The sequence below is a fragment of the Streptomyces sp. TG1A-8 genome (genome assembly GCF_030499535.1).
Taxonomy (GTDB): Bacteria; Actinomycetota; Actinomycetes; order Streptomycetales; family Streptomycetaceae; genus Streptomyces.
In genome coordinates this window covers 444,286-456,819 of the sequence record NZ_JASTLB010000001.1, presented here as the reverse complement: position 1 = coordinate 456,819, position 12,534 = coordinate 444,286, and the positions used below count along the sequence as shown (strand labels likewise).

Below are 12,534 nucleotides of genomic sequence, written 5' to 3'. Positions count from 1 at the left end.
TGTTATCTCCAACCGGAGGGTCGGTCATTCAGAGAGGTGGTCGATCAGTTGGCCCGCCGTCGGATGCCCGAAAAGGGCGGCCGTGGAGATCTCGCATTCAAGCTTGCGTTCCAGCGCGAGCTTCACCTCGCTGAGGCGCAACGAGGTGAGGCCGAGGTCGAAGAAGCCGACATCGAGCGGCATCTCGTCCCGCTCCGTCATGAAAAGTGCCTGCTTGAACTCTTCGATCACCAAGTCCTCGATCATGTCCCGCCGCTCGTGCAGGGGCATGAGCCTCAGCTTCTCCATGGAGGGGAAATCATGCGACACCTCGATCACCGCCTTTCCGATTCGACTGCTTCCCTGTCATCAGAACAGTCGCGTCTGATAATCAACTGATAGACGGCTGATGGCGGTTTCCGGCGTCCGGCATTTCACGCCGGCCGCTTTACTGCCGACGCGATGGTGTTACGATCCCACCCATGACGGAAAACAAATTCGATCTACTGGGAGAATTAGACGGAACGCTGAAGGTGCTGGGACTCGCGCGGGACACGGCGGTCAGCGAGATCAGCGTCAGCGGAAGCGACCCCCTGGTGCCGTCCACCATCAGAATGGGCTCGGCGATGGGCATCTCCCTGCTGTCCGCGGCCGTCGGTGCGGCCCAGATATGGCAGGCCGGCACCGGGCGCCCGCAACGGCTGGCACTGGATCTGGGGCAGGCGGTGCACCAGATCACGCCGTACCTGGGCGGCGGCAACACGCTGAACGGATACGGCTCCAACATGGGCAGCGTGCTCGGCGGGGACGGCACCCCCATCCCCGCCCTGTGGGACCTGTACCACACGGCGGACGACCGCTGGGTCGTCCCCATCGCCTGTTACCCGCGCTCCCGCGACGAGCTGCTCGCCCTGCTGGGTACCGCCCACACGCGCGAGCACTTCACCGCCGCCATCGCCAAGTGGAACTCCTGGGAACTGGAGGAGGCGGCGGCGGCGCGCGGCGTGCCGCTCGCCGTCGTCCGCAGCAGGCAGGAGTTCCTCGACCACCCGCAGGGGCGGGCGGTGCTGGCCGAGCCGCTCGTCTCGGTCGAGCGCATCGGCGATGCCCCGCCGCGCCCCCTGCCGGTGGGCGCGCAGCCGCTGTCCGGACTGCGCAGTCTGCAGTTCACCCACGTCTTCGCGGGCACCGCGGCCGGCCGGGTCCTGGCGGAACAGGGCGCGGACGTGCTGCACGTGTGCGAACCGCACGCCTTCGACCACGACGTGTGCTGGAACGAGTGCGGAATCGGCCTGCGATCCGCCCGGCTCGACCTCCGGCGGGACAGCGACGGGCGCCGGAGGTTCGACGAACTGCTGCGCACGGCCGACGTCTTCGTCCAGAACCACCGGGCCCCGAAGATCGACCGGCTGGGACTCGGGCCCCGGGAATGCGCGGAGGCCGCGCCCGGACTGATCTACGTGTCGGTGCGCTGCTACGGCCACAGCGGACCCTGGCGCGATCGTGGCGGCTTCGACCAGCACGCCCAGGCACTGACCGGCATCAACTGGAGCGAGCGGCAGGGGGACGAGCCCAGGCTCCCGCACGGGCGGATGCTCAACGACTACCTGGCCGCGTACCTCGCCGCCGCGGGCGTGATGAGCGCGGTGCTGCGCCGGGCCCGGGAAGGCGGCAGCTACGAGGTGCGCGTGTCCCTCGCCGGTGTCTCCAACTGGGCCTACGAGCTGGGCACGTTCAGCCAGGACGAGGTGGCCCGGTCGGTGACGCCGGACTCCCTGCCCCCAGCCGAGCGGTTCACCCGGTCCACGCCCCTGGGCGAGCTGAGCCTCGTCGCCCCTCCCGTACGCATGAGCGAGACCCCGCCGTCCTGGCGCGGCCCCCTCCTCGTGCCCCGCGGCTCCTCGCAGCCCCACTGGTTGGAGACCGGGACCCGCTGATCCCCGCCCCGCACACCGATCGAGGAGAGACGTCACCATGTCCCGCATCCCCTGCCTCGACACCGAGGCCCTTCCCGAAGCCCTGCGCTCCCTCACCCAGGGCCGCATCATCAACCTGTACCGGATCCTCGCCCACGCCCCGCAGTCGGTCGAGCAGATCGCCCGGCTCGGCGCCGCGCTCTTCACGGAGGGCGGCCTCAGCGCGGTGGACCGCGAACTGCTCATCCTCACCTGCGCCACCGGTTTCGACTCCGAGTACGAATGGGCGCAGCACGTCTCCATCTCCCGGGCCGTCGGTGTCACCGACGAGCAACGGGCGGCCCTGCGCCGCCTGGACCACGACGCGGCGGCGTTCAGCCCCGCGCAGCGGGCGCTCGTGGCGTTCACCGCGGCAGTGGCCGCCGGCCCCCGGGTCGACGACGCCCTCTACGCACGGCTGAGCGAGCACTACGACGAACAGCAGGTCGTGGAGGCGCTGGTCCTGGTGGGCTTCTACTTCCTCGTGGCCCGGGTGTGCACGGTGCTCGACGTGGAGATCGACGCGCCCGAGGGCGACGAGGTGCTCCGGATGGCACAGGCGATGCAGGCCGGATGACGCGGGCGTGACGGACGGCCCGGGCGCCCGAAGGCCCGGGCCGGACCCCGCCGCCGTCCGCCGCGGACCGGACCGGACCGGCCGGCCGTCGCACCACCGGCCGGTCCTGCCCCCTTTGCGGGGCCCGCCGGGAGTCCCTGCGGGCCCGGGACGACGCCGGCAGGGGACGGGCGCACGCTCATCCAGGCGGTGAAATCGGTGTCCTGGACGGCGCGGTGCGGCGATCATGGGACGGTCACCGACGGCACACGACCGCTGAGGAATCGTCCGCCATGCCCGTACCCGCCGACCCGACGGTCCTCCACCCGATGCCCGAGCAGCCGCGGGTGGTACTGCTCAAGCCGTTGCTGAAGTCCCCGCTGATCGAGGTCGGGGAGTACTCCTACTACGACGACCCGGACGACGCGACCGCGTTCGAGACGCGCAACGTCCTCCACCACTACGGACCGGAGAAGCTGATCATCGGCAGGTTCTGCGCGCTGGGCACGGGCGTGCGGTTCCTCATGAACGGTGCCAACCACCGGATGGACGGCCCCTCGACCTTTCCCTTCCCCACGATGGGCGGTTCCTGGGCCGATCACTTCGACCTGCTCACCGGCCTGCCGAACCGGGGGGACACCGTCGTCGGCCACGACGTCTGGTTCGGCCACGGCACGACGGTGATGCCCGGCGTGCGGATCGGGCACGGCGCGATCATCGGCTCCGGCGCCGTGGTCACCGGCGACGTACCCGACTACGGCATCGTCGGCGGCAACCCGGCCCGCCTCGTCCGCCGCCGTTACGGCGAGGACGAGATCGCCCGGCTGCTGGCGGTGGCCTGGTGGGACTGGCCCGCCGAGCACATCACCGAACACGTGCGGACGATCATGTCGGGCAGCATCGCCGACCTGGAAGCCGCCGCCCCGGCGGACCCGCACCCGTGACGTGCGGATCCGCCGCGGGCATCATGGCCCGGTCTCCCCGGCGGGCCCCGCTCCCAGGATTCCCGCCTCCGGGGCCTGACGCCTCCCGGGGTCGCCGGGTGCCTCTCCGTGGCGGGCTCACCGCAGGAGTGCCGGGAGAAGATCGAGCGGGAGATCACCTCCGCCAGCGTCAACCACGTCATCCGCAACCCCTGGCTGAAGGTGGTGGCGTCGACGTCGCAGGGCGCCGCAGGCACCCGGGTGCAGCGCTTCCTCGTCACCGACGTGGCGCACACCTCGTGCGCGATGACCGGCATGCCGGCCGTGGTGCCGCAGACGCCCGGCGGCGACACCGTCCAGGTGACGCCGATCCCCGACACCTTCGGCGACCTCGGCCAGTGCGGGGGACGGTGGTGCTCGTGCCCGGTCAGAGCGCGGTCTTCTTCCTCACCCGGATCACCGTGCCCGTCGGCGACGCGCCGTGCCCGGAGGCGACCGGCTTCGCCTTCCGCCCGCCGCTCGACCCCCTGGCCGACGCCGCCAAGACGGTCGCCTTCCCCTTCGAGTCCTGCGGCGGCACCGTGCGGGTCTCCCGGATCCTGTCCGCCTCGGTCACGGGCTGAGGCCACCTCCTTGCGACACCAGGTGACACCTCGTGGCGCCGGACGGCACCGGATGGCGTCAGATAGTGCCATCCGGCGCCACGAGGTCCCGTGAAGGGCCCTTCCGGATTCCCGGAAGGGCGTGAACGCGCAGTGTGCGGCCGCCGTCCGAGCCGCCCTGCGCGTTGCGTGTTCCGGGGTCCCTCGTGGACCTGCTCCCATGCGAGGTGCCATGCGGACTTGTGTATGACGCCATAGTGATGCCATGATGGCGTCATGGACCTCACCCCGTATGTCGACACTCTTCGCCGCGAACTCGCGGTGGCCGCCGAAGCCGGCGGTGACGAAGCCCGCGAGCTGGCCGAGAGGCTCACCGCCCCCCTGGAGTCGGCGACCCGGCTGACCATGCTCAACGTGCTCTCCGCCGCGATGGACGAGATCACCCGCGAACTCGCCCCCGGCTCGGTCGACGTACGGCTGCGCGGGCTCGACCCCGACTTCGTGGTGACACCGCCGCCCGCCCACGGGGGCGCCCCCGCGGAACCCGCCGCGCCCGTCGAACCGCAGGGGGCCCCGGTCCCGGCCGACGGTGACGAGGGCGGCACCGCCCGCGTCAACCTGCGCCTGCCGGCCCACCTCAAGGCCCGCGCCGAGGAGGCCGCGGCCCGCGAGGGCCTGTCGGTCAACGCGTGGCTGGTGCGCGCCGTGTCGGCCGCGCTCGACGGTGGCACCCGGCCGCGCGCGACGGAGCGGACCCGCAGCATCGGGCAGCGCTACACGGGCTGGGTGCGCTAGCCGCGCCCCCGCCCGCACCGCTCCACCCACGCCATCCACTTCACCTGCACCACGTCCCACCAGCGAGGACGCCTTGAAGACCCACGAGAACGGGACAGCCATGCCTTCTTTCGACACTCCCGAACCGATCTCGGCCACGGCGCACGTGGAGGCCGGATCCATCCGGTTCACCGCGGGCGACCGCCTCGACACCACCGTCGAGGTGCGGCCCCGTGACCCGGAGAAGGACCAGGACGTACGGGCGGCCGGCCAGACCGAGGTCACGTACGCGAGCGGCGTGCTGACCGTCAGGACGCCCAAGCAGCGCTATCTCGTCGGCCGCACCGGCACCGTCGACGTGACGGTCGAACTGCCCACGGGTTCGCGCGCCGACGTGACCGGCGCCTGGGCCCAGGTGCTCGGCGAGGGCGTGCTCGGCGAGGTCCGGGTGAAGACCTCCTCCGGGGACGTCCGCCTCGACACGACCGGACCGCTCCAGCTGACCGCCTCCCACGGCTCGATCACCGTCGACCGGATCGAGGGCGCGGCCGAGATCACCACCAGCTCCGGCAGCCTGCGCGTCGGCACCGTCGACGGCCCCGCCGTCCTGAAGAACTCGCACGGCACCACGACCGTCGGCACCGCGGCCGGCGACCTGCGGGTGAGCGGCGCCAACGGCGACATCGACATCGCGCGCGCCAAGGGCTCGGTCGTCGCCACCACCGCCCACGGCACCCTGCGCGTCGCCGACGTCGCCCGCGGCACCGTCCAGTTGGAGACCTCCTACGGCGCCATCGAGGTCGGCATCCGCGAGGGCACCGCCGCCTGGCTCGACGTCAGCTCCGACCACGGACAGGTGCGCAACACGCTCACCGCCTCCGAGGTCCCGGGGGAGGCCGAGGACACCGTCGAGGTCCGCGCCCGGACCCGCTACGGCAACATCGACGTGCGCCGCGCCCGGGCCTGAACACCGGCCCCGCCACCCGCTCGCCCCCCGGTCGCCCGAGCCTTCGAAAGGGAGAACTCCATGCCTTCTTCTGTCATGTCCACGTCCAGATGGGGCGGTGGTCCGCAGCCGCCCGCCGCCGTCCGTGCCGTCGGTCTGCGCAAGTCGTACGGCGGCAGGACCGTACTCGACGGCATCGATCTGCACATCCCGGCCGGATCGGTGTGCGCGCTGCTCGGACCCAACGGCGCCGGCAAGACCACCGTCGTCAAGATCCTCTCCACCCTCATCACCGCCGACGCCGGCGACCTGCACGTCGGCGGCTGCGACCTGGCCACCGACCCGCAGGCGGTGCGCGCCGTGATCGGCGTCACCGGGCAGTTCTCCGCCGTCGACGGACTGATCACCGGCGAGGAGAACATGCTCCTCATGGCGGACCTGCACCACCTCCCGCGCCGCGAGGGGCGCCGCACCGCCACCGGACTGCTCGAACGCTTCGGCCTGGCGGAGGTCGCGAAGAAGCCCGTCTCCAGCTACTCCGGCGGCATGAAGCGCCGCCTCGACCTCGCCATGACGCTGGTCGGCGAACCGCGGATCATCTTCCTCGACGAGCCGACCACCGGCCTCGACCCGCGCAGCCGCCACGACACGTGGGGGATCGTCCGCGAACTGGTCTCGGGCGGCACCACCGTCCTCCTCACCACCCAGTACCTGGAGGAGGCCGACCGGCTCGCCGACCGCATCGCGGTACTGAGCGGCGGCAGGATCGCGGCCGAGGGGAGCGCCGGGGAACTGAAGCGGCTCGTCCCGGGCGGGCACGTGCGGTTGCGGTTCTCCGACCCGTCCGCGTACCGGTCCGCCGCCGTCGCCCTGCGCGGGGTCACCGGGGACGACGAGGCACTGTCACTGCAGATCCCCAGCGACGGCAGCCAACGCGAACTGCGCGCCCTCCTCGACCGGCTGGAGTCGGCCGGCGTCGAGGCGGACGAGCTCACCGTGCACGCCCCCGACCTCGACGACGTGTTCTTCGCCCTGACCGGCGGCACCGACCAGACCTCCGAGGAGGCCGTCCGATGAGCTCCCTCTCCCTCGCCGTGCGCGACTCGTCCACGATGCTGCGCCGCAACCTCCTGCACGCGCGGCGCTACCCGTCCCTCACCCTGAACCTCCTGCTCACACCGGTCGTCCTGCTGCTGCTCTTCGTCTACGTCTTCGGCGACGTGATGAGCGCGGGCATGGGAGGCGGCGGTGCCGGCCGCTCCGGGTACATCGCCTACCTCGTGCCGGGGATCATGCTGATGACCATCGGCGGCACCGTGGTCGGGACCGCGGTGTCCGTGTCCAACGACATGACCGAGGGCATCACCGCCCGCTTCCGCACCATGGCGATCCACCGCGGTTCGGTGCTCACCGGGCACGTCGTCGGCGGCGTGCTGCGGTCGGTCGTCAGCGTGGCCCTCGTGGGTGCCGTCGCCGTGGCCATCGGCTTCCGGTCCACCCACGCCACGGCCCTGGAGTGGGTGGCGGCGTTCGGACTGCTCGCGCTGGTCGCCACGGCACTCACCTGGATCGCCGTCGGGACGGGCCTGGTCAGCCCCAACGCCGAGGCGGCCAGCAACAACGCGCTGCCGCTGATCGTCCTGCCGCTCATTTCGAGCGCTTTCGTCCCGGTCGACACGATGCCGGGCTGGTTCCGGCCGATCGCCGAGTACCAGCCGTTCACGCCGGCCATCGAGACCCTGCGCGGACTGCTGCTCGGCAGCCGGATCGGCCACAACGGGTGGCTCGCGGTCGCCTGGTGCCTGGGTCTGACGGTGCTCGGCCACCTCTGGGCGAAGGCGGCTTTCAACCGCGATCCGAAGTAGCCGGGAGGACCTCACCCGCCTCCCGCGGCCCGTCCCGCCCGAGGGCGGCGTACTTCCGGCACCGCGTCGGCGTACGCCGCCCGTCGCGTTCCCCGCCGCCCGCCGGGAGCGGGCGCGGACCCCTCCGGGTGGAACCCGCACCGCGCCCGCATGGGCCCGGCCGGCCCGGCCGGCCGCACGGCGAAGGTGCTTTTGGACGCGACCCGGCCGGGACGGCGACCGCGACCGGAGTGCCAGCCGTGGTAGGTGCGCGCGTACGCGAAGCGGGCCGTCGCGCCGGCGGTGTTCATCGAGACCAGGCCGATCCGCAGCGGGCCCTCGTCCGGCAGGGTCCAGGCACCGGTCCGCTCCCGGTGCACCCCGTCCGTGCTGGTCGCGGCGCGTACCTCGTGTTCGTCCGGGGTGGTGCCGGTGCGGTGGGTCAGCCGCAGCCACAGGGTGTCCGCCGTGGGGCCGCCCCACATCGGGCCGTAGGCCGGGAGGGCCGACGGTGCGGCGGTGGCCGTGAGCCCTCCTCGGCGAACTCGGTGACGTGGGTGAGGACACCCGCGGTGTGGGCCACCGGCAGTACGGTGTGCACCAGCTTGAAGTACCGGTCGTCCCCTCCGTACAGCACCAGTCCGGCCCGCTGGTCGGAGGCGGTGGGGGCGAAGCGCAGCTTCTTCTCGACGGTGTAGTCGCCCGTGGGCGCGGGGCGGGTCAGGACGGAGGCGGTGTTGTCGCCGAGGTTCAGCTCGGCCGCCTGGGTCGGCAGGGACAGCGTGCCGCCGCCCACCGCGACCGAGCACCCCACGGCGGCACGCCTCGGGGGCAGGTGGAGCACCCGGTTGTGAAGCACGGCGCCGCCGCCCGGACCGGACGGCCGGTCCGCGCCGTCACCGGCTCCCCGGTTCGGGGGGCGGGCGCAGCGCGTCGACGGTCAGATCGAGGAGCCGGCCGACCCTGTCCGGTGCGTCGGTCGCCGCAGTCGAGAGGAACACGCCGAGGAGCATCACGGTGACGTCCTCGGGGTCGACGTCCGGGCGCAGCGAACCGGCCTCCGCGCCCCTGCGGAGCATCATGGCGATGGCGGCCGTGATGCGTTCCCGCGTCGCGGGCGTGGCGATGCTTCCCGAGGCCCAGCCCGCGTGCAGCGTGTCGGACATGCCGCGTTTGATCCTGAGGAACGCCTCGTACCGGGTCATCCACGCGCGCAGCGCGGCCGCGGGCCCGAGCTCGTCGAGGAGCGCCGGTGCGCTGGACACGACCTCGTCGAGCTCTGCGGCGTAGACGGCCTCCACGATCGCCTCGCGGGTCGGGAAGTGCCGGTACAGCGTGCCGATCCCGACGCCGGCCGCGCGGGCGATCGCGTCCAGCGGTACGGCGTCCGGCGACGCGGCGAAGGCGTCCCGGGCGGCGGCGAGGAGCCGGTCGCGGTTCCGCCGCGCGTCGGCGCGCACCGGCCGATCCGGCACTGCCGCGCCGCGGCCGGCGGCCGCGGGTTCACTCCCAGACAAAACGGAGGACCTCCGGTTAGTGGTACGTTGGGTGAAACGGAGTTGCTCCGTTTTCTCTATGGTCCCATGTGAGGGAGCACACCCATGGCCACCCCCGCCCGATCCCCTCAGGTCACCGCGTCCGGCGCGCGACGCGCCGGCGGCGCCGGACGGCTCGCGGGCCGTACCGTCTCCCGGATCGGCTTCGGCGCGATGCAGTTGGAGCGCCTGCGGAACGACCGCGAGGCGGCGATCGCGATGCTGCGCCGCTGCGTCGAGCTGGGAATGGACCACATCGACACCGCCCAGTTCTACGGCCACGGCTTCGTCAACGAGGTGATCCGCGAAGCCGTCCGTCCAGGGGACGACGTCATGGTGGTCAGCAAGGTCGGCGCCGAACCCGCCCCCGGCGGCCCGCTCCCCCTCCGCCTCGCGCAGCGCCCCGAACAGCTGCGCGCCAGTGTCGAGGACAACCTGACGGCCCTCGGGCTGGAACGGATCCCCCTGGTCAACCTCCGTCGTACGGACGTCGGCCCCGGCCTGCGCGCCGAAGGCGACCAGATCGTCGACCCCGACGACCAGCTCGCCGTGATGACCGCCCTGCGGGACGAGGGCAAGATCGGCGCGATCGGCCTCAGCAGCGTCTCCCTCGACGTTCTGCGCAGCGCCCTTCCCGCGGGTATCGCGTGCGTGCAGAACGCCTACAGTCTCCTGGCCCGCGACGACGAGGACATGCTCCGGCTGTGCCTGGAGGAGGGCATCGCCTGGGTTCCGTACTTCCCCCTCGGCAGCGCCTTCGACGGGATGCCGAAGGTGACCGACGAGCCCGCCGTCGTCACCGTCGCGCGCGAGCTGAGCGCCACCCCCGCACAGATCGGACTGGCCTGGCTGCTCCACCACGCCCCGAACGTGCTGCTGATCCCCGGCACCGCCGACCCCGAACACCTGGAGGCGAACGCGGAGGCCGGAGCGGTCACCCTGGACGGGGCGACGCTCTCCGTCCTGGACGCCGTCCCGTCCCGTTCCGGAGACATCGCACCGGAGCAGGGTGTCCGGCGAAGCGCGGGCGGGACCACGGGCGGATCGCCGCTGCGGTGACCGTGCCGCGAAAGGCGTGGGCCGGGCGCACGGCCGGTTCGGCTCCCGGGTGGGACGAAGCCGGGAACAGCAGCCGCACCGGCGTGCGCCACGGGCGGACCCGGCCCCGGCCCGTCACGGCCCGGACGGGGTCACGACTCGTACCGGAAGACCCCGTCGAGGTCCTCCTCGGCGGGGGTACGGGTCATGACGTTCCCGTCCGGGAAGTGGCGCCTGTGCGTGTCGGTGAGGAAGAGGCCGACGGCGCCGCGGGCGTCGTGGCGTCGCGGACCGGGTCGCCGCGGATGCGGAAGCGGGCCACCGGGACGCCCGGGAACCCCTCGGGGCCCGGGCCCGCGGAGGTGAAGCCGAGGGCGTCCAGACCCCGGGGGCCTTGGCCCGCAGGCCGGTACCGGGCTGCTTCGGGTCGGCGTCCAGCATGCCGTTGACCGGTTCCCGCGGGATGCCGGGGGCGCCGGCCGCGATGGTCTCCAGCACCGCGTCGGCGGCCTGCGCGCCCTGGGAGTGGCCGGCGATCGTGAGCCGTGCGCTCCGGGTCCTCGCAGTGGATCTCCTCGGCAGCGGTCAGGGGGTTCCTGCAGCCCTGCGCGACGCTGCTGTCGTAGCTCGGAGCGGTCAGGTCCGGCATGTTGCGCCCGTTGGGCCAGGGACCGGCGGCGGACGGGGGCGGGCAGGTGCTCTCGCGGCGGATCTTCAACGGCACCGCCGAGCTCTGCGCCGTCCGGACGACGCGCTGACCGGCCTGCCGCGTCGTCCGGACCTGCCCGCCTGCCCGCCTCTGTCCGCCCACCCGATGCGGTGCCGAGGCCGGGGCGAAAGCGCGTCCCCCACGGCCGGCGGGCGGCCGGCGGCCGTGCCGCGCTGGACGTACTCGGTCCCGAACGCGGCCAGGGCGGCAAGGAGGACGCGTCCCGGGCGGGGCCGCACCCGGGTCGACGGCCTCCTCCCGGTTGCCCGCGCAACCGAACCGGCCGGCGAGGCCGTTGGACCCCGACGGGCGGCAACCCCGTTTCGGGGCCACGAAGACGGTGATGGGAGCCGCCACGACGCCCGGTACCGTGGCGGCGCCCCTGCCGCGGCACTACGGCGACTTCACTTCTCCCTGGTTGAGGACGCGCGGGTGGAAGTAGCCGGCCTGGAGCTCGGCGTTGGTGTTGTTCCCCCGCAACTGCTCCGACCACATCATGAAGTACGCCCAGCGGGTCTGGCCGTCGAGCAGGGCGGCATTGGGGATCTTGCCCATCTCGGCCAGTGCGATCGGCTTGCCACCGGCGATGCCCTGCAACTGCTGGTAGTCGGACGAGCTCGGGTAGCTCTTGTACCGGACGTCGAGCGACACGACATCGACGCAACCGGCGCCCGGGTAGTAGTTCGACCAACCGCCCGCCGGATTGTCCTGGACGTTCCACACCCAGATCAGGTTGTCCAGTCCCTTGGCCCCGAGGTAGTCATGGGTGATCCGGTAGAGCCGCGCACTGCCGTTCGTCCCCGGGCGGTGTCCCCACCAGTTCCACGACTCGTTCATCCCGTGCAGCGGCCGGAACAGGACGGGCACGCCCACGGCCTTCAACTGCTGGAAGTAGGGCACGACTTCGTCGAGGCGGCGCTTCCAGGCGGTGTTCAGCGCCGTGCCGTCGGTGACGACCTGCGTGAACTGGGCATCGGTGAGGGCGGACTTCACACCGTCTTCGAACTCGCACGAGCTGCCCATGGTCGGCGGACAGACGTGCCAGGTCAGTGCCACCAGTGAGCCGTTGGCCCACTCGGTCTCCGCCTGGTCGATCACCCGCTGCCGATCGGCCACGTCCTCGGCCCGGAACATCAGGTCGCCGCCCCACAGGCCCGGGTACCGCCCGGTGACGTCCTTGACCTGCTGGGTGTACTGGCCCGGATTGCTCGCGGGCTCCTTGTTGTGCTGGCCGGACACCACGTACGAGCCGGTGATGGAGCGCAGGTGGTCGAGCACCTGCTGCTTGGAACCACTCGGGAACGCCCGGGCGTTCGGGGTCGGAGCCAGCGCCAGGAGCGCGGCGGCGAGCAGCGCGATGCCGCGTGCTCGGGGCATGGGCGTTCCGCGCACGGGACAGTTCCCTTCCCTGGAGGGCAGGTTGCCGAAGACGGTGCTGTCCGGACACTTTGCAGACCGAGGACATCGTTGCCCAGACGTTGAGTAAGTTAAGTAAAAGGCACGTAGTGAAAGGGGTCGTGCCCGTTGGGTGAGGGTGCAGGAGAACTGGACCGGTCCATGGCGGATCCCTCGTGGGCGAGCGACGGGTGACCGTCGGGGACGTCGCGGCCCGCGCCGGGCCGGTTCCGTCCACCGCCCGCGCACCGGTGTCCGGGGCGTTGACAGGAGGTGAC

General features: G+C 72.2%; 14 protein-coding genes. 9 read left to right on the top strand and 5 right to left on the bottom strand.

Features of this window, described 5'->3' with window-relative positions:
- Positions 1 to 24: 24 nt before the first annotated feature.
- The gene (locus QQY24_RS02065) at positions 25 to 318 is read right to left on the bottom strand and encodes an acyl carrier protein (RefSeq protein WP_301970922.1); all 294 of its coding nucleotides are present in this window, start codon (positions 316 to 318) and stop codon (positions 25 to 27) included.
- 143 nt (positions 319 to 461) lie between these two features.
- On the opposite strand from QQY24_RS02065, the gene QQY24_RS02060 reads away from it, so the two are divergent.
- The 8 genes from QQY24_RS02060 to QQY24_RS02025 all read left to right on the top strand — a co-directional run bounded on the left by QQY24_RS02060 (position 462) and on the right by QQY24_RS02025 (position 7,600).
- Positions 462 to 1,916, top strand: a complete 1,455-nt coding sequence (locus QQY24_RS02060; RefSeq protein ID WP_301970921.1) for a CoA transferase — start codon at positions 462 to 464, stop codon at positions 1,914 to 1,916.
- Between the two features lie 37 nt (positions 1,917 to 1,953).
- On the top strand, positions 1,954 to 2,511 hold the full coding sequence (locus QQY24_RS02055; protein WP_301970920.1) for a carboxymuconolactone decarboxylase family protein: 558 nt from the start codon (positions 1,954 to 1,956) through the stop codon (positions 2,509 to 2,511).
- A gap of 272 nt (positions 2,512 to 2,783) precedes the next feature.
- Positions 2,784 to 3,434, top strand: a complete 651-nt coding sequence (locus QQY24_RS02050; RefSeq protein ID WP_301970919.1) for a CatB-related O-acetyltransferase — start codon at positions 2,784 to 2,786, stop codon at positions 3,432 to 3,434.
- A gap of 398 nt (positions 3,435 to 3,832) precedes the next feature.
- Positions 3,833 to 4,036: a hypothetical protein gene (locus QQY24_RS02045; RefSeq protein WP_301970918.1), complete on the top strand. Its 204-nt coding sequence runs from the start codon at positions 3,833 to 3,835 to the stop codon at positions 4,034 to 4,036.
- Between the two features lie 255 nt (positions 4,037 to 4,291).
- Positions 4,292 to 4,810, top strand: a complete 519-nt coding sequence (locus QQY24_RS02040) for a toxin-antitoxin system HicB family antitoxin (protein WP_301970917.1) — start codon at positions 4,292 to 4,294, stop codon at positions 4,808 to 4,810.
- A 100-nt stretch (positions 4,811 to 4,910) separates the two neighbouring features.
- Entirely contained in the window at positions 4,911 to 5,756 is an 846-nt protein-coding gene (locus tag QQY24_RS02035) for a DUF4097 family beta strand repeat-containing protein (protein ID WP_301970916.1), read from the top strand.
- A gap of 60 nt (positions 5,757 to 5,816) precedes the next feature.
- Positions 5,817 to 6,812 (top strand): ATP-binding cassette domain-containing protein, encoded by a 996-nt coding sequence (locus QQY24_RS02030; protein ID WP_301970915.1) that lies wholly within the window; start codon positions 5,817 to 5,819, stop codon positions 6,810 to 6,812.
- Positions 6,809 to 7,600 carry an ABC transporter permease gene (locus tag QQY24_RS02025; protein ID WP_301970914.1) on the top strand — a complete coding sequence of 264 codons (792 nt, stop codon included), beginning with the start codon at positions 6,809 to 6,811 and terminating at the stop codon, positions 7,598 to 7,600. The genes QQY24_RS02030 and QQY24_RS02025 overlap by 4 nt, the downstream gene beginning before the upstream one ends.
- A gap of 11 nt (positions 7,601 to 7,611) precedes the next feature.
- Here the strand turns inward: QQY24_RS02025 and QQY24_RS02020 are convergent, their stop codons facing one another.
- The 3 genes from QQY24_RS02020 to QQY24_RS02010 form a co-directional block, all read right to left on the bottom strand.
- Positions 7,612 to 8,064, bottom strand: coding sequence for a hypothetical protein (locus QQY24_RS02020; RefSeq protein WP_301970912.1), 453 nt, complete (start codon positions 8,062 to 8,064; stop codon positions 7,612 to 7,614).
- Positions 8,022 to 8,393, bottom strand: coding sequence for a hypothetical protein (locus QQY24_RS02015; RefSeq protein ID WP_301970911.1), 372 nt, complete (start codon positions 8,391 to 8,393; stop codon positions 8,022 to 8,024). Before QQY24_RS02015 ends, QQY24_RS02020 begins: the two co-directional genes overlap by 43 nt.
- 82 nt (positions 8,394 to 8,475) lie before the next feature.
- Complete coding sequence (locus QQY24_RS02010; protein ID WP_367657972.1) at positions 8,476 to 9,039, bottom strand: TetR/AcrR family transcriptional regulator; 564 nt, start codon at positions 9,037 to 9,039, stop codon at positions 8,476 to 8,478.
- 141 nt (positions 9,040 to 9,180) lie between these two features.
- Here QQY24_RS02010 and QQY24_RS02005 point away from each other — a divergent pair, with 141 nt between their 5' ends.
- Positions 9,181 to 10,173 (top strand): aldo/keto reductase, encoded by a 993-nt coding sequence (locus tag QQY24_RS02005; RefSeq protein ID WP_301970909.1) that lies wholly within the window; start codon positions 9,181 to 9,183, stop codon positions 10,171 to 10,173.
- Positions 10,174 to 11,254: 1,081 nt separating this feature from the next.
- Here the strand turns inward: QQY24_RS02005 and QQY24_RS02000 are convergent.
- Positions 11,255 to 12,238, bottom strand: a complete 984-nt coding sequence (locus QQY24_RS02000; RefSeq protein ID WP_301970908.1) for a glycosyl hydrolase — start codon at positions 12,236 to 12,238, stop codon at positions 11,255 to 11,257.
- Between the last annotated feature and the right edge of the window lie 296 nt (positions 12,239 to 12,534).